Consider the following 21,529-nt stretch of genomic DNA (forward strand, 5'->3'; position numbering starts at 1 on the left):
CCCGCTCGTCTCAGGAACCGAGCAGGATGCTCTGGAACGCCGCCTGGTACTTCTGCTCCTCCGCCGGCGTGAGCGTGCGGAAGATGTGGGCCTGCGACAGCGTGTCCTCGTCGGGGAAGATCAGCTGGTTCTCGGCGAGCGCGGGGTCGATCGCGATCGCGGCCTCCTTCGCGCCGACGACGGGGGTGATGTAGTTCACCCACGCGGCGACCTCGGCGGCGACCTCGGGCTCGTAGTAGTAGTTGATGAGCGTCTCGGCGTTGGTCTTGCGCGGCGACCCGATCGGCACGAGGAAGTTGTCGTTCCAGAGCGTGCCACCCGCCGTGGGGATGGCGAACTCCCACTTGTCGCCGGCCTCGGCGTTGATGACCGTGATGTCGCCCGACCAGCAGATGGCGGCCAGGGTGTCCTCGCTCTTCAGGTCCTCGAGGTACGAGTTGCCCTTGATGTTGCGGACCTGGCCCGACTCGACCTGCTCGCGGAGGATCTCGTTCGCCGCCTCGAACTCGGCGTCGCCCCAGTCGCCCGAGATGTCGACGCCGTTCTGCAGCATGAGCAGGCCGATCGTGTCGCGCATCTCGGAGAGCACGCCGACGCGGCCCTTGAGCTCGGCGTTCCAGAGGTCCTCGACGGACTCGAGGCCGCCCGGGATCGCCTCCTTGTTCCAGCAGATGCCGGCGAAGCCGCCCTGCCACGGCACCGAGAACTTGCGGCCCGGGTCGAAGTCGGGGTCCTGCAGCGCGGGCGTCAGGTTGGAGAGGTTCGGGATGTTGGCGTGGTCGAGCTCCTGCGTGTAGCCGAAGCGGATCCAGCGGCCGACCATCCAGTCGGTGAGGCAGACGGTGTCGGCGCCGATGTCCTGGCCGAGGGCCAGCTGGTCCTTCACCTTGCCGTAGTACGTGTTGTTGTCGTCGACGGCGACCTCGTAGTTGACCTCGATGCCGGTCTGCTCGGTGAATGCCACGAGGGTCGGGTAGTTGCCGTCGTCGTCCTCGTCGATGTAGGCCGCCCAGTTCGCCCAGTTCAGGGTCTTGTCGGTCTCCGACTTGTCGGCGGCCGCCGAGGGCTTCGCGGCGCCGCCGCCCGTGTTGGAACAGGCGGCGAGGGCCAATGCGGAGACGCCGGCGCCGGCGCCGGCGAGCAGTGTGCGACGGTTGAGCTGCGCCTGTCGCGCCTGCGCGATCAGGGAGCGGATCATCGGGTCCTGGGGAAGAGGCCGAGCGGTCACGGGGAACTCCATTCGGAATCGGGCGCGTGCTGGGGGTGGGTCGATACTGACACACTGGGGCCCCAGATTCACGGAATAATGTCCGAATCGTTAATTTCTGCGAACATCGTGTGCGGTTTCAGTGCCGATCGCGCCGATTCACGGACGTTTTCAGTTGTCCGTGTGTACCGGCCATGCGCATCTCATCGGTGCACCCCCGGGCGGCGCCAGCCAGCACTGCGCGACCGGGTCGTCGAGCAGCGGCGGCAGCGCCGAATCGCGCGCGAACACGCGGAACTCGCGCGATCCGCCGTGCACCACGATCGCGGCCTCCTCGCGCAGGAGCGCGGCGAGCGACCAGTTCGCGGTCCACGCGTCGGCGTCGCCCACGATGACGAGCGGATGCCCCGCTCCCCCGCCGGCGGCGATCGCGGCACGCGCGACGGCGTCGAGGCCCGGCTCGAGGAGGACGGGCTCGTCGCCGAGCCTTCGGAGCGTCGCGGCATCCGCCCGCGGCCGCATGCTCACGACCGCGGTGATCGCGGCCGTGCCGAGGCGCAGAGGCTGTGCCTCGGCGCCCTGGTCGGACGGCAGGGACGGGACGTCGACGACCTGCAGTCGCCGCTCGCGCCACTGGCCGGAGCCAGGCAAGTCCCCGGAACGCCAGAGCGAGGCCGTTCCGCCGGCCTGCGCGAGTTCGGTCCGTGTCGGATGCCGCAGCAGCACGGTCGAGCCGAACGTCTCGCGCAGGCCCGCCGGGAGGCGATGCGCCTGGCCCGCCGACGCCGCGATCGCGAGCCCTCGCTCGCGCCCCTCGCGCAGCAGTCGCTCGAGCATGCCGACGGCCGCGATGCGGTGGTCGTCGGGCCAGTCCCGGAATGCGACGTCCAGGTCGTCGACGAGCAGGAGGCATGGCGTCGCGCGGCGTCGGTCGTCGACGAGCGCGCGCAGTGCGTCCCAGCGCGCGCTCGCAGGCCCGGTGAGGCGACGGATGTCGACCGGGATCGCCCTCGCCGCGGCGGCGAGCGCCGCCAGCGCCGTCGACCGACCGCTGCCCGGTTCGCCGAGGATGAGCAGGTGCCCGTCGGACTCGGGCGTCCAGGTCGCCGGGACGTGCCGCTGGCGCTCGGGGTCGTCGAGGATGCCGAAGGCGAGCGCCGGGCCCCGCTCCACCGCCTCGGCGTCCCGCGCGGGGGTCTTGGCGCGCACGAGTCCTGCGAGCGCGCTCGGCGCGAGACGCGCGGGCAGGGGGTCCATCCACGGTCGCCGCGCGGCCGCCATGCCCGACGTCGACCGCCGCAGCCGTTCGAGCGAGCCGGGGTCGACCACGGCGGACTGGAACACCACGGGGCATCCGTCGCCCGGGTCGACCACGCCGCGGCCCGGCGTGTCGGGCCGGATGGCCGCGGCGGCGTCGGTGCCGACGATCGCGACGCTGTCGGCGCGCTGCCGCACGCGCAGCGACACCCGGATGGCGCAGTTCGCCGACACCTGCTCGCGCACGACGCCGTTCGGGCGCTGCGACGCGAGCACGAGATGCACGCCCAACGACCTGCCGCGCGCAGCGACGTCGGCGACGACCGTGCCGAGGTCGGGGAACCGGTCGATCATCGCCTGGTACTCGTCGACCACGAGCACGAGGCGCGGCAGCGCGACCCGGTCGGGGAGCGCAGCGAGGTCGCGCACGCCCTCGGCGAGCAGCACGGCCTCGCGGTGCCGCAGCTCGGCGCGAAGGCTCAGGACGGCGCGCTCCGCCTCGGCCTCGTCGAGGTCGGTGACGATGCCCGTGACGTGCGGTAGCCCGCGCAGCGGCTCGAACGCCGCGCCGCCCTTGAAGTCGACGAGCAGGAAGGCCACCCGCTCGGGTGGATGGCACGTGGCGAGCGCCGCGAGCCACGCGACCAGGAACTCGCTCTTGCCGCTTCCGGTCGTGCCCGCGATGATCGCGTGCGGCCCGTGCACGACCAGGTCGAGGGCGAGCGGTCCGAGGGCGGATTCGCCGACGACCGCCCGCAGCGTGGTCCTGGATCCGTCGTCGCACGCCGGTTGCTCGAGGGCGTCGAATGGGATGCGCGCGGGCACGCCCGACCCCGGGCCCCACCGTTCGCGCTCGGCCACCGCCCGCACGCGATCGGCCCACTCGGATGCCTCGACGGCGCCGACGAGGTCGGGCACGATGCGCGTGGGGCCCGCCGCCTCCCCGCGGCGCTCGACGACCGCCCGCCGGTGATCCTCGACCATGACGAGCGTCTCGAGTCCAGGAGGCAGGTGCTCGGCCGCGTCGGCCACGGCGATCGTCGCGACGCCATCGGCGTCCGTCGGCGCGGAAGGGGTCGTCGTCGGATCGCGTTCGGATCTCCCGACGACGCGCAGCGCCGTCGGGCCGCCCCGATGCGGCAGCGGTGTCGACCACCCCCATGCGTCGCCCGCCGGCACGGCGATGCCGACCTCGTCGGGGCGGCCGCCGTGCGCGACCTGCACCACGAGGGCACGCGCGAGCGCGTCGGCGACGGGGTCGATCCCGACGACGCCGATGCCGCCCGCGAGCGAGGCCACGACGGGTGCGTCGCCGAGCGCACCGGCGGCGCGGAGCAGCGCACGATCGTGGTCGTCGGCCGGTACGCCGTCGACCCTCACACCGCTCGCGACCGTGCCGTGCCCCAGCACGACCCTGCCCGGCGGCCCGGCACGCCAGTCGATGGGGCGGGCGCCGTCGATGATCTCCCGCGCCGAGGTGACGCGGCGCCATCGCGCCGCGCGCTCGCCGGCATGCCGGTCGGCGACGGCGGACCGGAGCTCGGCCAGCAGCGCCGCACGCTCCGCCGCGCCCCGACGACGTGCCCGGCGCCCCTGGCGTCGCGCGTCGACGACCGACGCGACCGCCACGAGCGGACCGAGCGCCGCGAACGCCAGCGAGAGCGCCGACCCCGTCACCGCCCAGAGCACCGCCGCGGCGGCGAGCGGGGCGATCGCCGCGAGCCATGGAAAGCCGGGCGCGACGGGGTCGGGCACCCGGGGCGGGAGCGCGAGCTGCGGGTCGCTGGGTGCGAGGTGCTCGGGCGGGGGTCGATCCACCCCGTCATCCGATCACGCGGAACTCGCCGCCTGCGCGGTCGTACCGCGACCGACGAGGGGGCGCGGCATCCGCTCGGCTGGGGAGGACGGGACGACCCCGAGCGGCTCGCCGGGCACCCGCGTCAGGCGACGGTGAACGACTGCTCGGCCAGTTCCACGAGGCTCCCGCGCGGCACGAGGTACCGTCGCCCGGGCTCGCAGCGCAGCGCGCCGTCGTCGGGGCGCCGCACGATGGTGCCGTTGCCCGAGAAGCGGTCCGCGATCCAGAGCTGGCCCTCGTGCTCGCCGAACTCGAGGTGCGTCTTCGACACCGAGAGCGTGCGGTCGGCGATCTGCACCAGGTGGTCGAACGCCTCGCCGGGCTGCGGCAACGGCCGGCGTCCGATGAGGCCCGTGCCGAAGACCGTGCGGGTCTCGCCGGTGCTGAACGCGAGCACGAACCGCGACCCGGAGAGAACCGAAGGCACCGCGCCCGCCGAGGGCACCGCGCCCGCCGACGGCACCGCGCCCGCCGACGGCGCCGTCAGCGCCGACGCCGCGGCATCGTCGAGCACGCGGGCGATCGCGGCATCCGCCCGCTCGTCACCCGCGTAGGCGCGCGCGGACGACGCCGCCTCGTCGAGCACTCGGGCGACGCCCGCCTCCGCCCGCGCGTCGTCGTCGCGGATGGCGCGGAAGCCGTGCACGGGGATGCTGACGACGCCGCTGTTGCGTCGCGCCGGGCGCTCGATGGCGGTCGTGTCGCCCGGTCGCGGGTCGGGTCGGCGGCGGGACTCGGGCGTCGCGCTCGTGGAGCTGCCGCACTCGCCGCAGAACATCGCCCCCTCGGGGAGGTCCGCACCGCAGATCCGACATGTCACGGCTTGGCTCCTCTCCGCGTCACAGCGTACCCGGCCAGCGAGTTCAGGGAGATCGCGGCGCGGAGCCGGTCGCGACGGGTGCGCGGCGCGCCGAGTCGTTCCTGCAGCTCGTCGACCGTGTCCCACACGCGCTCGTCGTCGCCGTCGGCCGGCCCGTCGGGCGCGTAGACCGCCCGGTCGACGACGGAGGCGAGCACCAGCGGACCGAGTCCACCCACCGTGGCCGCCTGCTCGGCCCGGGTCGCGTTCTGGCGGATCGGATACCCGAAGTCGACCGCGGTGTCGGCGAACTCCTGCCAGCCGCCCTCGATGCGCTCGACGGGCGTGGGCGCGCGCCGACGGAGACGGCGTCGCCGCACCTTGGCGACGATGATCGCGAGGAACGGGCTCACGAGCACGGCGAGGCCGAGGAGCACGAACCCGGTGACGGCGAGCACCGCGAGCAGCGCCTCGACCCACGGCTCGATCCCCTGATCGGGCTGGTCGAGCGTGAGGTCGGGATCGGGATCGAGGTCGTCCACCGGGGTCCGCTCGGCCGGCGGCGGCAGCGCCGACTGGGGCCGGGACACGACGGTCGGCTGGTCGGGGTCGCGCTCGGGAATGTCCTTGGTCTCGGGGTTCGGGTCGACCGTCACCCAGGCACCGTCGGCGTCCTGCACCTCGATCCAGGCCTGGAGGTCGTCGCGATGGAACACCACGGCCTCGCCGGAGTCGGCCGCCGGCTCGTCGGGGTCGGACATGTAGCCCACGACCACGCGCGCCGGGAAGCCGATCTCGCGGGCCATCAGCGCTGCGGCCACCGCGTACTGCTCACCGTCGCCCAGCATGGGGTCGTCCTCGGCGAGCTCGATGATCCGGTCGAGCGAGTGCCCCGATCGGCTCCATTCCTCGCCCTCGGTGCCATGGCTCACATACCCGACTTCCTGGAGACCCGCGATCATGCCCCGAAGCCGCACGCCCGGGGCCTCGGACGCCGGGGCCCACTCGTCGAGCAGGGGTCCGAACTCCTCGGGCATGGCCGGAGATGCGGGCAGCACGCTCGTGCCCGGTCGCAGCGCCTCGAGGCTTCCGGACGGCAGCGGCGTGATGGACTCGGTCGTGTACCGGTCGCCCGCGGTGAGCCCGGTCTGCACCGCGCCAGTACCCGTCACGTCGTTGTAGAAGAACCCGTCGGCCAGGACGGCCGCGCGGTCGCCCCCGAACGTGATGCGCTCGAGCTGCCCGATGCCGGGCACCCACACGTCGTCGTATCCGAGCACGAGCACCTCGAGGCGCGTCGACGCCCCGTCGACGTCGCCCTGGTCGAGCCGATACGGGACCCGTGTGAACCGGCCCGACTCGCTCGTGCCGTCGGTCCCCCCGACGTTGTAGACGATGCCGTCGTACGTGTCGAGCGTCGCGACGCGGAGGAGCGCATTCGGAGGCAGCCCGGTGACCTCGAGCATCTCGTCATCGGTCGTGTCGGGGTCGAACGCGTTGCGGAACCCGGCGAGCGGGCTCTCGTGCTCGCGCGGCTCGAACGGCGGCTGCAGCTCGGCGCGCACCACGCTGCGCGGCGGCGTCGGAAGCGCGACGGCGGCAGCCGTGGCGCCGACAAGTGCGACGGCGACGAGGGCGGATGCCCCGAGCACGCGGCGGGCGTCGGCGAGCGCGGCCTCGACCGGCCGGCCAGTGGTGATCGCGCGCCGCCGGGCGATGGCGACGCGCACGAGCCACGCGATCGAGGTGACGAGGAACGCGAGTCCGGTCTCGACGGCGAGCGTCTCGTGCACGACCCCGAGCGCGATGCCCGCGATGAGCAGCAGGGCCGGCGGGATGACGGCCGCCGCGGGCCGCCGGCTCCGGAGGGCGATCGTGACGGCGGTCGTGGAAGCGACGAGCGCGAGGAGGAAGGCCGGCACGAGCAGGGCCTGGTAGGAGCCCACGGGCACGGCGATGGTCACGAGCTGCTTCCACGACAGCGCGGCCCCGGCGAGCAGCTCGACGAGTCCGTGCGGCGTGACGATGACGCCCGCGATGGCGCTCTCAGGCACCGCGGCGGGGACGCCGAGGGTGACGTAGGCGCCGAAGACGGCGACGACGACGGCCCAGGCGGGCCAGTGGAACCGTGCGCCCGCGAGCCCGATACCCGACCCCGCGACGATGGCGACCGTCGCAGCCACGACGAACGCGGGGCTCTCGTAGATCGGCCACCACGGGATCATCGCGGCCACGAGCATCGCGGCCACGAGGGCCATCGAGATCGCGGTGGACCACACGCCCTCGGGCGCCGCCGGCCGTCGCTGCGCGCTCATGCGACCGACGCCGATCTGGCGAGCATCGCGCGAAGGTCCTCGAGGTACCCGATGCCGAACACGGTCAGGCCGGCGATCGTGCGGGCGGTCGCCTCGCCGCCGGGCGAGCACTGCACGGCGATCGTCTCGACGCCCGCGGGCAGCCGCGACGACGCCGCGCGCAGCGTCGCCGCCCCACGAGCCGTGCCCGTGACGAGGAAGGCGAGCGACACGCCGGGCAGCGACTCGGCGGAGGCCCGGGCGACGTCGGGCAGCAGCAGCGCTGCGTCGTCGCGCTCGACGACGCAGAGGGCGTCGAGCAGCCGGTCGCGCGACACCGTCGGCAGCTCGCGCATCCCGCTGCCGCGCGTGCCCACGCGGCCGCGCCCGGAGACGACGAACGACACCGTACGCGCGTCGCGGATGGCCCGGGCGCCGACGGATGCCGCGGCGCTCACCGCGAGCTCGAACTCCTCGTCGTCGGCGTAGGCGCCGGGCTCGAGGTCGAGCAGCACCATGAGGCGGCTGCGTCGGGTCTCCTCGAACTGCCGCACCATGAAGGTGCCAGTCTTGGCCGTGCTCTTCCAGTGGATGAACCGGCGGTCGTCGCCGGGCACGTACTCGCGCAGCGCGTGGAAGGCGATGTCGCTCGCGGTGAGGTCGCGCGTGGGCGAGCCTTCGAGGTCGCGAATGAAGCCCGTGCTGAGCGTGCCGATGGCGATGGTGCGCGGGTGCACGTGCAGGTCGACCGACTGCGACCACACGATCTCGCGGCGCATCAGCCCGATGGGGTCGGCGCGCACCGTGCGGGCGGGCCCGACGGGCACGATGCCGCGCCGCTCGGTCGGGATCTTGAACTGGTCGTCGAACGCCCCGCCGCGCGGGAGCCCCGGCAGCACGCGCTCGACCACCTTGTTGCCGACGGGCACCTCGAGCTGCACGCCGCCGAAGCGACGACGGCCGGGGTTCGCCGCGATGAGGCGCGCCTGCGCCTGCTCGCCGACGACGACGCGCGGCGTCGGCAGCATGAGCTCGATGGTCGACGCGCCGCGGCCGATGAGCCACACGGATGCCACGGCGACGAGCAGGACGAGTCCCCATCCGATGGCGATGAACTCGACCCAGCCCCAGGTGTACCCGACGGCGAGCGCCGCGACCGCGCCCGCGACGACGGCCCAGCCGAGCGGCGTGACCACGCCCTGCACGGCGCGCGCCCAGTCCGCGACGACCCCGGCGGCGGCCACGATGCCGCCGACGGCACGCCCGATGACGACCGCGAGGAGTCCTTCTCGCTTCGCCTCCTCGGGGATCGACGTTCGGGTCTGGGTGAACGTCACACGGCCTGCCTGCTGGACGGCGGCGGAGTCTCGATGAGCACCTGCGAGATCATGTTCGAGGTGGTCACCCCGTCGAACTCCGCCTCGGGGTCGAGGATGAGCCGATGCGCGAGCACGGGCTCGGCGAGCGCCTTCACGTCGTCGGGCACCACGTAGTGGCGGCCGCGTCCGGCGGCGTGCGTCTTCGCCGCGCGGATGAGGGCGAGCGCGCCGCGGACGCTCACGCCGAGCCGCACCTCGCGCGCGGTGCGGGTGGCGTCGACGAGCCGCGAGACGTAGTCGTGGATGGTCGGGTCGACGTAGACGGTGCGCGCGAGCGCGGCCATCTCGACGATCTCGTCGGCGCTGAGCTGCGCGTCGACGCGGTGGTCGTGGGCGCGCTGGTCGGCGCCCTCGAGGATGCGGATGGTCGACGCGTGGTCGGGGTAGCCGATCGACGACTTCATGAGGAACCGGTCGAGCTGCGCCTCGGGCAGCCGGTAGGTTCCGGCCTGCTCCACCGGGTTCTGCGTCGCGATGACCATGAACGGATGCCCCACGGGGTGCGTCTGCCCGTCGACGGTGACCTGTCCCTCCTCCATGACCTCGAGCAGCGCGGACTGCGTCTTCGGGCTGGCACGGTTGATCTCGTCGGCGAGGATGATGTTCGCGAAGACCGGCCCCGCGTGGAACTCGAAGACGCCGCTGCGCTGGTCGTAGACCGTCACGCCCGTGATGTCTCCTGGCAGCAGGTCGGGCGTGAACTGCACCCGGTTGCTCGAGCCGGCGACCGACTGCGCCATCGCGCGGGCGAGCGACGTCTTGCCCGTGCCCGGCACGTCGTCGAGCAGCAGGTGGCCCTCGCTGAGGAACGCCGTGAACGCCAGGCGCACGACCCGGTTCTTGCCGAGGAGCACCTCCTCGACCGCGCCGACGAGTCGGTCGAGGTTCGCGGCGAACCGCGTCGCCTCCTCGGGGGTCATCGTCATGCTCGCTCCTCGCTCATCGGTTCCAATAGCGGGCGACCACGCCCGCGACCTCAACATCCAACCAGACCCGGTCCCCGGGCTTGGCTTCCGGGATCTGGCACGTCGTCGCCGTCTGGGCGGTGCGCGGTTGTCCGCCCGTCCCGTCGATGCCGCACCGGAACATGGCCGGCAGCCCGGAGTTCTCGGGCGCGGCGGTCCACGACCAGGTACCGGTGGCCTCGTCCCACAGCCTGCTGGGGAGGGCGAACGTCAGCGACGGCTGGGCGTCGGACGGCAGGATCGCCGACCACGGACCGCAGCTGCCCCACACCGAGCACGAGCGCACCTGGAACCGCGCGACCAGGCCGAACGGTTGGTTGAGGAGCGTCCGCAGCCAGCCGGTGCCGCGGAACTCGGTGGGACTGCCGATCTGGGCGCCGTTCTGGTCGACCGCGATGATCTCGAGGCGCGGGCCGCCGGCGTCGACGCGATCGATGTAGCGGTCCCAGGTCTCGGCGTTCATCCAATCCATGCGGCTGTCCACGCCGCCGACGGCACCGGGTGCCGGCCGTACCACGGTCCCCTTGACCTCGGTGTTGACGCAGGCCGCGCGGTTGTAGCCCCAGACGACGAAGGAGTAGCGCGTCGACTCGGTGGCCGTGCCGGTGAACTGCACGCTCGAGGCGTCGGGGCCGACCTGCACGACCTCGGCGACCGTGCCGCCGCTCGACGGGCCGACGACGCTGCCCGGAGCCGGGCTCGTCACCGAGCACGCCTGCGGGCCGGTCGGCACGGCGGTCTGCCCGTCGGCGAGCCGCTGCACGTAGTACCCGCCGATGGCGTCGCCGTTGCCGTCGAACGGCGCCCACGAGACCGTGACCGAGCCGGCGAGCTCGTCGCCGACCACATCGATCCCACGGGCGATCGGCGGGCCGAACGGCGTTCCGGTGCCCCCGGCCTCCGTCCACGCGGCGAGGGCGGGATAGGCCTGGTTGCGCGCGCTCACCGTGAACGGGACCTGCGAACCGTTGGGGATGCCCTGCGACACCGTCGAGCAGACCGTCGCGGTGCACGTCGCGGCATCCACCTCGCTCGAGACGCCTGCGACCGTGACGACGTACGAGCGGACGGCGCTGCCGGCTCCCGTCGATACCGGCTGCCACTCGATCGCGAGGCGGCCGTCGAGCGGCAGCGCACGAAGACCCTGCGGGGCCGGCGGGATGACGTCGGACCAGATCGGGCCGGGCGCGTCGACCGGATCGGAGAGGCCGATCGCGTTGCGGGCCTGCACGCGCACGGTGACGGCGTTGCCCTGCCCGTTGCCCGGTGTGCCGACGGTGCACGTCGTCGCGGCGCACGTCGACGTGCCCACGATCGCGCCGCTCGCGGGATCGACGAGCGCGATCTCGTAGCCCGTGATGGGCGAGTTGTTGAAGCCGCCGGCACCGAACACGAGGTCGAGCGTCCCGTCGCCGAAGCCCGTGACCTGCGGGGCGCTCACCGGTTCGGGGCGGTCCTGGACCGAGATGGTGATGGTGCCCCAGGCGTAGCGGCTGGGATCGCCGGTGGCGTCCGCGACCTGATACTGCAGCGTCGTGTTCACGGCGGCCGCGCCCTGGGACACGTCGACCGTGAGCGTGGCGTTGTCGCTGCTCGGCACGATCGACACGCCGTCGGGCAGGCTGTCGTCGAGGCCGCGCACCCCGACCACCCGCAAGGGAGTCCCGGGGAACGGGTTGGTGGCCGAGTCGTTCGCGAGCACGTCGATCGTCGTCGTGCGTCCACGCGCCGCAATGGCCAGGTCGGGGGCCGGCTGGGCCAGCGGTCGCGTCGACGGGACCACGCGCAGCTCGATGCGTCCGGGCGTGCCGCGGCCCGAGGCATCCTCGACCGCCATCGTGACGGACTGGCGGGCGCCCGTCGGCGTACCCTCGTCGGCGGTGATCTGGAGCTCCTGCCCGTCGATGGCCAGGGTGAAGCCGTCGGGCTCGGGCGCGAGCACCCGGAAGGTCAACTCGTCGGTCGCGTCGGCGTAGGGGTAGTTGGTGAGCAGCAGGAGATCGACGGTTCTGGACTGGCCGGGCTCGAAGTCGATCACGGCGCCGGTGAACGCGGGCGGCTGACCCGCAGTCGGCTCGACCGTGATCGGGATCACGATCGTGCCCGTGCGCGCGGTGGGGTCGCCGTCGGACTCGCCGTCGGTCACCGTGAACGACAGGGAGGCGAGGCCGGAGTAGCCCGGCTCGCTCTGGAATCGCAGGGTGTCCTGGTCGACCACGAGATTGGTGCCGTCACTGTGCGAGGCACGCACGCTGGCGCTGTCCGTGATGCGCACCGGCCGACCGGATGCCGCGATGACGTAGTCCTCGAGGTCGAGCTCCACCTCTTCGCCGCTGTCGACCACGACATCGGGAGCGTCTCGGCGCAGCTGCGGCAGCGCGTCATCGCGGCCCGGCACCCAGATGAACGCCAGGGCCGACACCCCTGGATCCTCGGGGTGCGTGACCCTGAACGGGATGATCCGCCGCTCGTCCTGCACCGCGACCCTGATGCTGCCGTCGCGTCGCACGTCGGCGCCCTGCTCGTAGCCGGCGACCAGGGAGACCTCGAGGTCGGCGGGGTTGCCGTCGGCGAGGAATACGTTCCGAAGCACCTTCACGTCCACGAACTCCTCGTCGAGGATGTCGCTCAGGCTCAGCACGGTGTCGGATGCCTCGGGGCGCGCGAATGGCGCCTCGTCGTCGGCCGTCACCGTGAGGAACGTGGAGGCGGAACCGAGCCGCTCGTTCTCGATCGTGTACCGGAAGCCGTAGACGCCCTCGCTGTCGGGAACCTCGATGCGCACGACGCCGGCGTCGTCGATCTCGGCTTCGGCCTCGTTGTCGTTGGGCTCGACCGCGACGAGCGACAGCGCGCCCCCGTCGGGGTCGGAGTCGTTCGCCAGGACGCGCACCGCGATGCTCCGGCCCGGACGAACGGTCACCTCGTCGGGCATGGCCACCGGCGCCCGTGCACCGTCGAGGCGGGTCGCGATGCCCACCCGGATCGTGCCGTCGGCACGGGCACCCAGCGCGTCGATGATCGAATACTGGAAGGTGTCGGTGCCGGTGGAGTACTGGCCGGCCTGGTACTCGAGCCAGTCGCCTCCGCGGTCGACGACGGCGCCCTCCTCGGGATTGGACTCCTGGGCGAGCAGCTGCACCGAGTCCCCGTCGGGGTCGACGCCGCCGAGCGGGATCGGGATGCGCACGGTCTCGCCGGCCAGCACGCGCGCCGTGATGGTGGGCGGCACGGGTGCCAGGTTCGTCTCAGCGACGGCCTCGCGCACCGAGATGTGCACGTCCGCCGTGGCGAACTGACCGTCGGGCCCTTCGACACGGTACTGCGCGTCGTACTCGCCGGGCCCGTCGGGCGCGAAGTAGCGGAGCCGGTCGCCCGCAGCGAAGAGCAGGCCCGCGGTGGGCTGGAGCACGAGGTCGGGCGCGAGCGTCAGCGGCAGGCCGTCGGGGTGCTCGTCGTTGTCGAGCACCGGGATGTCCACGACGTCGCCGGTACGCGCGGAGATCGTGTCGGCCACGGCCACGGGCGGCTGGTCGACCGCCGGCGGCGTGACCTCCACGACCGTGACCGTTCCGTCGGCCGACGCGAGTCCGTTGCTCACGCGGTACCCGATGACCGTGGACCCCAGCGCAAGCGGTTGCGAGAGCGTGACCCGCAGGATCCGGTGGTCGACGACCTCGACCCGCACGCCCTCGTCCTCCGCGGTCTCGGTGAGCCCCGTGACCACGAGCACGCCGCCCGTCGGGTCGATGTCGGTCGCGAGCACGTCCACGTCGAGCGGCTGGCCGATGCGCAGGAATGCCGTGTGGGGCACCGTGATCGGGGTCGTGTCGAGGTCGGGCGGTGCCGACACGTCGACGCGCACCGTACCGGTGGCCGTCACGGTTCCGTCGGTCACGGAGTATTCGAGGAGGTGCGTGCCGAGCGCCGAGCTCGTGAACCGGAAGCTGCCACCGTCGAAGTCGGGCGTGATCTCCACTTCCGGCTTCGCCGGCACGGCGCTGAGCCGCGCCGGCCCGGAGCCCCCGTGCACGTAGCGGAGCGGATCGATCCGGATCTCCTCGCCGGCGGTCGCGAGCGCGACGAAGGGCTCCGCGATGAGCGGCACATCGCCGGGAGACCGCACCGACACCGTCAGCTCTCCGGATCCGTCGTCGCGGCCGTCGGAGACCACGAGGGAGACCGGGCGCTCTCCGCCGACGCCGTCGCGCTCGTCGAAGACGACCACGCCCTCGGCCGTCGACGAGACGGCATCGCCGCCGTCGGTCGTGGCCGACTTCAGGAAGAACGGATCGCCATCGGGGTCGATCCACTCGCCGAGCACTGCGGTGGTGACACGGCCGGCGACCTGCACGGCCGCGTGGTTCTCCCGTTCCTGGTACGGCGGTGAGTTCTCGTCGCCATCGCGAACCGTGACGCTCACCTGTGCGCGTGCGCTGGCGCCCCGGCCGTCGCCGACGGTGTACCCGAACGAGAGTACGCCGGATGCGCCGTCGTCGAGCGTGAGCTGCAGCTGCTGGTTGTTCGACACCCGGTCGATCCTCGCGCCGGCGGGCAATGCACCGTCGACGGCGTCGACGACGAGCACGTCGCCGTTCGCGTCGTAGTCGTTGAGCAGCACGGGCAGGATCGTGGAGCGTCCCGGTCGCGCGCCGAGTTCGTCGTCCTTCGCAACGGGTGCGACCTGGCCCTTCTCGAGGATCGGCGGCGTGTTTGGATCGTTCTCCTCGATCTTCTCCTCGGTGCGCTCGGTTTCGAGAAGAGCATCCCAGTTGTCGATGAGCCCGTAGTCGGCTGAGGCAGCCCATGAGTTGCCATTCGAGCGATCGTTGAGCACGAGCGCGTCACCGTTCGCACCGAAGTCGAGCGCACGGATGACCGTGTTCCCGAGTTCGATCCGCCGACCCTGCTGCCCTGGGCACTGGACTGCCGCCTCCCCTGCCGCACCCCACGCGGCATGCAGGCATCCGTCGAAGCGCACCGGAGCGGCCGGATCGCCCGCAACGTCGTCGATGACGGGCACCAGCGCACCGCCGTCGAGGTCGACGACGACGAGTCCGCGTCGATGCGCGATCGCGACGGTGTCCCCGTCGGCGGCCGGCTCCTGCAGGCGGACCGCGTCGCCGATCCCGATCAGCCCCGAGAGGTCGATGCGGCGACCGTCGATCGTGAGCGCGAGGTCGGTCTCGTCGAGCACCACCCAGTGCTGGTCGATCGAGGTGATCTGCACCTCGTGGTCGTCGTCGACGGGACTGGACTGCCAGCGCGCGGCGACCGTCTCCTCGCCGGCGGCATCGACCCGCGCGACCTCGCCCGTCGAGGGCGTGAAGGCGAAGAGCACGCCCTCGGGGTCGACCGACGTGACGGTTCCGCGGCCGAAGGTCAGCAGCGGGTCGGACTCGGCGTCGAAGTCGACGAAGTCGGCGGCGGGCATCGACCAGAAGTCGCCGTTCGCCGCGAGCACCACGCGGTCGCCGGCGAGTGCGAGCGTCGTGTCGCCGGGAGGCACCGGGACCTTCTCGACGATCTCCGAGGTCGTCGCGTCGAGGACGTCGACGTTCGCCCGGCCGCCGTCGAGTACGAGCACCGTCGAGCCCTCCTGCACGATCTCGGTGTCGTCGGACCCGGGCGTCTGCACCACGGAGTTCAGCTCGTGGATCTTGGTGTTGGCGCGCCCGACCGCCTCGTCTTCCGCGTTCACCACCCAGACCGACGCGTCGCCGAGGTCGACCCGCTGCGCCGCGTATCCGCCTGACACGACGGCGACGCCGACGACGAGCGCGACCACGCCCGTGATCGCCCCCGCGGTGATGAGCGCGGAACGGTGACGGCCGACCTTCGGCATCCGCATCAGCCGACCCCCGTGACGTCGACGCAGCGCTCCGCGCTCGGGTCACCGCTCTTGCCCTCGCGAGTCACCGTGACGGTGACGCACACCCGGTCGCCCTCCTGCACAGGGATCTCGACGCGGGCGACGCGCTGGACGGGCTCCGGCTCGCCGTCGACGGCGACGAGGTAGGCGTCGCTGCCCTGGATCCCGGGGTCGTCCCAGGTGAAGACGGCCGAGTCGCCGACGACCGAGCCCTGCACGTTCGCGACGACCGGGATGGACCGGGTGCCCTGCAGGACCGCGACGACGCCCGCGCCGACGAGCGCGACGATGAGGGCGGCGGCGATGGAGATGCCCCACACGAGCCGCTTCATCGTGGGCGGCGCGGTGCGGGAGCGGCCCGTCGAGAGCTCGCCCGAGCGCCCGTCGATCCCCTGCGCCGTGCTCTGCGTCCGCGCGGGGGTCCGCCGCGAGCGACGGCGACCCGCCTGGCGATCGATGGTCGAGGGGTGGCCGCTCACGCGCGTGCGCTCGTCGAGGTCGACCGCGGTCGCGAGGGCCCAGTCGTCCATCGCGACCTCGAGCGGCGTCTGCGGCAGGCCGAGCTCCTCCTCGACCGACTGCAGGTCCCGGATGAACTCGAGCGCACTCGCCTGCCGGTCCTGCGGCCGCTTCGACATCGCGCGCGCGAGCACGCGCTCGAGGCTCGGCGGCACGTCGACCCGCCCCGTCGGCGCGGGCTTGGCCTTCTCGATGCGCCCCATCAGCGTGACCGGCGCGTTGTCACCGCCCGGCACCTCGAACGGGCTGCGCCCGGCGAGGAGCGAGTAGACGGTGGCCCCGAGCGACCACACCTCGCTCGCGACGGTGCCCGACACGTCGTCGTGCAGCACCTCGGGCGCCGACCACGGGATCGACAAGCCCACGGCCTCGGTCGTCTCGGCCTCGCCGAGGGTCGCCGCGATGCCGAAGTCGGAGAGCACGGGGTGTCCGTAGGCGGTGGTGAGGATGTTCGACGGCTTGATGTCGCGGTGCAGCACGCCCTGCCGGTGGGCTGTCTCGACGGCGCTCGAGATGCGCACGCCGATCGAGAGCACCTCGGCGAGCGGCAGCTGCACGGCGCGGTAGCGCTGCCCGAGCGTCGACGAGCAGTACTCCATCACGAGGTACGGGCGCCCGTCGGCGGCGACGCTCGCCTGGTACACCGTGAGGATCGACGGATGCGACGACAGCTGGGCCATCAGGTTGGCCTCGGCCTGGAACATCCGGCGCAGGTCGTCGTTCACGACCTCGGCGAGCAGCACCTTCACGGCGACGAGCCGACGCGGCATGTTCTGCTCGTAGAGGAAGACGTCGGCGAACCCGCCCGAGCCGAGCACGCGGATGAACGCGAACCCGGGCAGGTTCGGCGGAGTGGACGGCAGGCGCCTCGTCACGATCCTCCCAGCGTTCGAGTCCGTCGGCGCCCGCACCAACGCCCGGCGGGCCCCGGTGACCCCCATTGTAGGCGGGCGCACGGATGCCGCCACGACCGCTGTGGGGGACGTGCCGCGGCTGCCCGCGGCATCCGTCAGTCGACGTCGCTGTCGGGGCTGCGGTGCTGGGGTGCATGAGCGGGTCGGACCACCTTGAGCACGTCGACCACGACGACCGTGATGTTGTCGCGACCGCCGTTGCCGACCGCCGCATCGACGAGCTGGCGGGCGGCCTGCTCGGGCTTCGGGTTGGCCACGAGGAAGTGCCGGATGCCGTACGACGTGAGCTCCTTCGTGAGCCCGTCGGAGCAGATGAGCAGGCGCATTCCCGGCTCGACCGCGATGGCGCGGTAGTCGGGGATCGGCGCCTCGTGGAAGCCCACGGCGCGCGTGATCACGTTGGAGTGCGGGTGCGTGTCGGCCTCCTCGCGCGTGATCTGGCCGGCGTCGACGAGCTCCTGCACGATCGAGTGGTCGACGGTCAGCTGCTCGAGCACGCCGCCGACGAGCCGGTAGACGCGCGAGTCGCCGATGTTGAACACGATCCAGGCGGGCTCGTCGGAGATGCTGCCGAGCGCCGCTCCCGTGACCGTGGTGCCGCTGCCCTCGTCGGTGACGCCGGCGCCACGGCCCATGTCCTGCACCGCGAGCCGGAGGGCCGCGTCGATCTCGGGGGTGCCCATCATCGACTTGCCGCCGTGCTCGGCGAGCCGGGTGACCACGGCGGCGCTGGCGAAGTCGCCGGCCGCGTGCCCGCCCATGCCGTCGGCGACGGCGAAGATCGGCGCCTGCGCGACGAAGCTGTCCTCGTTGACCTCGCGACGGAGGCCCGTGTCGGTGACGGCCGCCCACGCGATCGTGATCTCGGTGCCGTCGGGCAACGTGACGCGATGTCGCGCGTTGCCGTTGCCGATCTGCGTCACGGGACGTGCCTGCTGTCTGTTCGGGTCACTCGGGTGGAGCGGTGGGGGCGGGGAGGATCTCGATGATCGTATCGTCTCCGAGGTCGAGGCGGGTGCCCGGTGCGACCACGATGGACTCGCCCGCGCGCATGCGGCGAACACCCGTCGCGCTCCGCACGATCGTGCCGTTCGTGGAGCGCAGGTCGGTCGCCACGACGCGGGTCCCCTCGACGCGCAGCTCGAGGTGCGTCCCCGACACGACGGCGCGCGGCGACGCGACGGTGACGAGCTCGGGCACGACGCCGCGCGGATCGGGGACGCGCGGCGCGTGCGGCCGTCGGCCGATGAGCACCGGCCCCGTGACCGGGCGGGGGTCGCCGCCGACGACGCGGAACGCCGGGACGCCGGGTGCCGGGCGCTGCTCGACGGATGCCGCGACGGCGGGCTCGGGCGAGAGGGCTCCGCGGTGGGCGGTTGCGTCGCGGCCGTCGCGGTCGGCACGGGCCTCTCCGCCGACGGCCGGCGACGGCTCGAGGGGCGTGGGCGTGATCGCCGGGTCGAAGCGGAGGACCGCGCCGAGGATGCGCGGCCGCCGGCGCCCGGCGAGATCTGGGTCGGGCGATGGCGCCGCCGATGGCGCGACGACCGGCGCGATGACGCGGAGGCGAGACGTCGGCGGTGCGGCGACATCGAACGCGGAATCGTGCAGGACGCTCGGCGCCGGGGTTCGCCGCGGGCGCCGGACGGTGTCGGCATCCGCGTGCCCGTCGTCCGCATCGGCGACGAGGGCGCCGTCGGCGGGGGTGCGCACCGTGTCGGGATCGTGCGGACGCGGCAGGAGCACCGTGTCGGCGTCGGCGACCGAGGCATCCGGTCGGCGGGGCGGCTGCGGCGCCGCCGACCACTCGACGGCGGACGCGCGGAAGCCGGCGCGCGCATGTCCCACCGCGTCGCCCGACTCGCCGAGGCGGTCGAGGGGCGCGTCGACCCCGGTGACGCGCAGCGCGACCACGGAGCCGAAGTCCGCCAGGTGCCACGGGCGGATGCCGCGGGCGTCGAAGCGCCGTGTGCCGCCGGGCGACGTGAGGTCGACCACGGCGTCGCCGCGCACCACGGCGGTCACCTCGTCGGTGCCGGGGCCCGGCCACCACACGATGGCGAACGACTCGACGGCGTCGGCGCCGCCGAGCGGGATCGTGCCGACGAGCGCCTCGACGGTCACCCCGTCGTCGGCCGCCGCGGCGGCGAGCGCCGACGTGGTCGCGTCGGGCGAGGGCGCGGCGATGGCGACGATGAAGCGGTGGCCGACCACGACGTCCCACGCGGGCGCGCCGGGCACTGCCGCGCTCGTGACGGTTCCCGCGACCATGTCGAACAGTCTGGCACCGCCGCGAGTGCGACCGCGTGCGCGACGTCAGCCGATGTGGCTCATCACGTGCTTGATGCGCGTGTAGTCTTCGAAGCCGTAGTTGGAGAGGTCCTTCCCGTAGCCCGAGTGCTTGAAACCGCCGTGCGGCATGTCGGACACGAAGGGGATGTGCGTGTTGATCCAGACGCAGCCGAAGTCGAGGTGCTTCGCGAACCGCATCGCCCGCGTGTGGTCGCCGGTCCAGACGGATGCCGCGAGGGCGTAGTCGACGCCGTTCGCCATGGCCAGCGCCTCGGCGTCGTCGCGGAAGGACTGCACGGTGAGCACCGGGCCGAAGATCTCTCGCTGCACGGCCTCGTCGTCCTGGCGGAGCCCGGTGACGACGGTCGCCTCCCAGAAGTATCCGCGGTCGCCCTGGCGGCGGCCGCCGAGGGCGACGTCGGCGTGGGCGGGCAGGCGGTCGACGAAGCCCGACACGTGCGCGAGCTGGTTCGCGTTGTTGAGCGGGCCGTAGAGGACGCCGTCCTCGCGCGGGCCGCCCGTGCGGGCGTTGGCCGAGGCCTCGGCCACGAGCGCGGCGACGAACGCGTCGTGCACCGACTCGTGGACGATGACGCGGGTCGCGGCCGTGCAGTCCTGCCCGGCGTTGAAATACGCGGCGGTGACGATGCCCGCCGCGGCGGCCTGGAGGTCGCTGTCGGGGAAGACGATCGCGGGTGCCTTGCCGCCGAGCTCGAGGTGCACGCGCTTGAGGTCGGATGCCGCGGCGCGCGCGACCTCCATGCCGGCGCGGACCGAGCCCGTGATCGCGACCATCTGCGGCGTGGGGTGCTCGAGCAGGGCGGCGCCCGTGCCACGGTCGCCGGTGAGGACGTTGAGCACACCGGCGGGCAGGAACTCGGCCGCGACCTCGGCGAGCTTCAGCGTCGAGAGCGGCGTCGTGTCCGACGGCTTCAGCACGACCGTGTTGCCGGCGGCGATGGCCGGTGCGATCTTCCAGACGGCCATGTTCAGCGGGTAGTTCCACGGCGTGACCTGGCCGATGACGCCGATCGGCTCCCGGCGCACGAACGAGGTGTGACCTGCAAGGTACTCGGCCGCCGACCGGCCCTCGAGGTTGCGGGCGGCGCCCGCGAAGAACCGGAGCTGGTCGACCGACTGCAGGATCTCGTCGGCGACGAGCGAGGCGCGCGGTTTGCCCGTGTCCTGCGACTCGAGGTCGGCGAACTCGTCGGCGCGCGACTCCATCGCGTCGGCGATGCGGAAGAGCGCGAGCTGGCGCTCGGCCGGGGTGGTCTCGCCCCACGTCTCGAACGCGTCGGACGCCGCGCGGTAGGCGCGGTCCAGGTCGCCCGCGGTGGAGATCGGGGCCGAGCCGTAGACCTCCTCGGTGGCCGGGTCGACGAGGTCGAGTGCGTCGTCGCCCTGCGCCTCCACGTACTCGCCGCCGATGAAGTTCCGGAGGGTGCCGGTGCTGAGGAGGGTGCCGCTGCTCATGGGATGTCGATCCTCGATGTCGTGCCGTCGGCGCGGGGCGCGCGCCCGCAGCGCCGGAGCGGCGCCGTGGCGCCCATGATAGGCGCGATCCGTGGTGAAACGCGAGTGAATGCATAGGAATCAGTTGTGAAATGGGTGGAAATCGACGGAATCGCTTGCTTGCGGCATCCGCCGCTGACACAATCGGTCGCATGACGAACGCCCCGCGCTCCGCCTCGTCGCGCCCGGTGCACCTCGACGACGTCTCGAAGGCGATCATCGAGCAGCTCCAGGTCGACGGCCGGCGCTCCTACGCCGACATCGGCAAGGCCGTCGGCCTCTCCGAGGCGGCGGTCCGCCAGCGCGTGCAGCGGCTCACCGAGTCGGGCGTGATGCAGATCGTCGCCGTGACCGACCCGATGCAGCTCGGCTTCACGCGGCAGGCGATGATCGGCATCCGCGCCGGCGGCGACACCCGCGAGCTCGCCGAGCGACTCGCGGAGATCCCCGAGCTCGACTACGTCGTGCTCACGGCGGGGAGCTTCGACCTCATGGCCGAGGTCGTGTGCGAGAACGACGAGGAGCTCATCAACCTCCTCAACTCGCGCATCCGCAACCTGCCCGGCGTGCACAGCACCGAGACGTTCGTCTACCTGAAACTGCAGAAGCAGTTCTACAACTGGGGCACCCGCTGACCGCGGGCCGCCCGGAAGGAGAT

At 72.8% G+C, this 21,529-nt stretch carries 12 protein-coding genes; 1 reads left to right on the forward strand and 11 read right to left on the reverse strand.

The window, feature by feature from the left end; all coding sequences use genetic code 11:
* Window positions 1-10: 10 nt before the first annotated feature.
* The 11 genes from ACWEOH_RS01075 to ACWEOH_RS01125 all read right to left on the reverse strand — a co-directional run bounded on the left by ACWEOH_RS01075 (window position 11) and on the right by ACWEOH_RS01125 (window position 20,832).
* Window positions 11-1,240 carry an ABC transporter substrate-binding protein gene (locus tag ACWEOH_RS01075; RefSeq protein WP_452027474.1) on the reverse strand — a complete coding sequence of 410 codons (1,230 nt, stop codon included), beginning with the start codon at window positions 1,238-1,240 and terminating at the stop codon, window positions 11-13.
* 138 nt (window positions 1,241-1,378) lie between these two features.
* Window positions 1,379-4,282 (reverse strand): FtsK/SpoIIIE domain-containing protein, encoded by a 2,904-nt coding sequence (locus ACWEOH_RS01080; protein WP_452027476.1) that lies wholly within the window; start codon window positions 4,280-4,282, stop codon window positions 1,379-1,381.
* Window positions 4,283-4,404: 122 nt separating this feature from the next.
* Window positions 4,405-5,142: a hypothetical protein gene (locus tag ACWEOH_RS01085; protein ID WP_452027478.1), complete on the reverse strand. Its 738-nt coding sequence runs from the start codon at window positions 5,140-5,142 to the stop codon at window positions 4,405-4,407.
* Window positions 5,139-7,436 (reverse strand): DUF3488 and transglutaminase-like domain-containing protein, encoded by a 2,298-nt coding sequence (locus tag ACWEOH_RS01090; protein WP_452027480.1) that lies wholly within the window; start codon window positions 7,434-7,436, stop codon window positions 5,139-5,141. The genes ACWEOH_RS01085 and ACWEOH_RS01090 overlap by 4 nt, the downstream gene beginning before the upstream one ends.
* Window positions 7,433-8,752, reverse strand: coding sequence for a DUF58 domain-containing protein (locus ACWEOH_RS01095; RefSeq protein WP_452027482.1), 1,320 nt, complete (start codon window positions 8,750-8,752; stop codon window positions 7,433-7,435). The genes ACWEOH_RS01090 and ACWEOH_RS01095 overlap by 4 nt, the downstream gene beginning before the upstream one ends.
* Window positions 8,749-9,720, reverse strand: coding sequence for an AAA family ATPase (locus ACWEOH_RS01100; RefSeq protein WP_148731856.1), 972 nt, complete (start codon window positions 9,718-9,720; stop codon window positions 8,749-8,751). The genes ACWEOH_RS01095 and ACWEOH_RS01100 overlap by 4 nt, the downstream gene beginning before the upstream one ends.
* A gap of 13 nt (window positions 9,721-9,733) precedes the next feature.
* Window positions 9,734-15,604: an Ig-like domain-containing protein gene (locus ACWEOH_RS01105; protein ID WP_452027485.1), complete on the reverse strand. Its 5,871-nt coding sequence runs from the start codon at window positions 15,602-15,604 to the stop codon at window positions 9,734-9,736.
* A 5-nt stretch (window positions 15,605-15,609) separates the two neighbouring features.
* Window positions 15,610-17,025 (reverse strand): serine/threonine-protein kinase, encoded by a 1,416-nt coding sequence (locus ACWEOH_RS01110; RefSeq protein WP_452027487.1) that lies wholly within the window; start codon window positions 17,023-17,025, stop codon window positions 15,610-15,612.
* 134 nt (window positions 17,026-17,159) lie between these two features.
* Window positions 17,160-17,987: a PP2C family protein-serine/threonine phosphatase gene (locus ACWEOH_RS01115; RefSeq protein ID WP_148731858.1), complete on the reverse strand. Its 828-nt coding sequence runs from the start codon at window positions 17,985-17,987 to the stop codon at window positions 17,160-17,162.
* 25 nt (window positions 17,988-18,012) lie between these two features.
* Complete coding sequence (locus ACWEOH_RS01120) at window positions 18,013-19,335, reverse strand: FHA domain-containing protein (RefSeq protein WP_452027489.1); 1,323 nt, start codon at window positions 19,333-19,335, stop codon at window positions 18,013-18,015.
* A gap of 45 nt (window positions 19,336-19,380) precedes the next feature.
* On the reverse strand, window positions 19,381-20,832 hold the full coding sequence (locus tag ACWEOH_RS01125) for an aminobutyraldehyde dehydrogenase (RefSeq protein WP_452027491.1): 1,452 nt from the start codon (window positions 20,830-20,832) through the stop codon (window positions 19,381-19,383).
* A 191-nt stretch (window positions 20,833-21,023) separates the two neighbouring features.
* Here ACWEOH_RS01125 and ACWEOH_RS01130 point away from each other — a divergent pair, with 191 nt between their 5' ends.
* A complete protein-coding gene (locus ACWEOH_RS01130) occupies window positions 21,024-21,506 on the forward strand; it encodes an Lrp/AsnC family transcriptional regulator (protein ID WP_148731861.1) in 483 nt (160 codons plus the stop codon).
* The last annotated feature ends 23 nt before the right edge of the window (window positions 21,507-21,529 follow it).

The sequence above is a fragment of the Agromyces sp. NPDC004153 genome, from assembly GCF_053603635.1.

Bases quoted from the DNA above. Each gene is read 5' to 3' on its own strand.
- ACWEOH_RS01100 (WP_148731856.1), bottom strand. From the start codon at position 9,720: ATGACGATGACCCCCGAGGAGGCGACGCGGTTCGCCGCGAACCTCGAC.
- ACWEOH_RS01075 (WP_452027474.1), bottom strand. From the start codon at position 1,240: ATGGAGTTCCCCGTGACCGCTCGGCCTCTTCCCCAGGACCCGATGATC.
- ACWEOH_RS01105 (WP_452027485.1), bottom strand. From the start codon at position 15,604: ATGCCGAAGGTCGGCCGTCACCGTTCCGCGCTCATCACCGCGGGGGCG.
- ACWEOH_RS01125 (WP_452027491.1), bottom strand. From the start codon at position 20,832: ATGAGCAGCGGCACCCTCCTCAGCACCGGCACCCTCCGGAACTTCATC.
- ACWEOH_RS01090 (WP_452027480.1), bottom strand. From the start codon at position 7,436: ATGAGCGCGCAGCGACGGCCGGCGGCGCCCGAGGGCGTGTGGTCCACC.
- ACWEOH_RS01120 (WP_452027489.1), bottom strand. From the start codon at position 19,335: ATGGTCGCGGGAACCGTCACGAGCGCGGCAGTGCCCGGCGCGCCCGCG.
- ACWEOH_RS01130 (WP_148731861.1), top strand. From the start codon at position 21,024: ATGACGAACGCCCCGCGCTCCGCCTCGTCGCGCCCGGTGCACCTCGAC.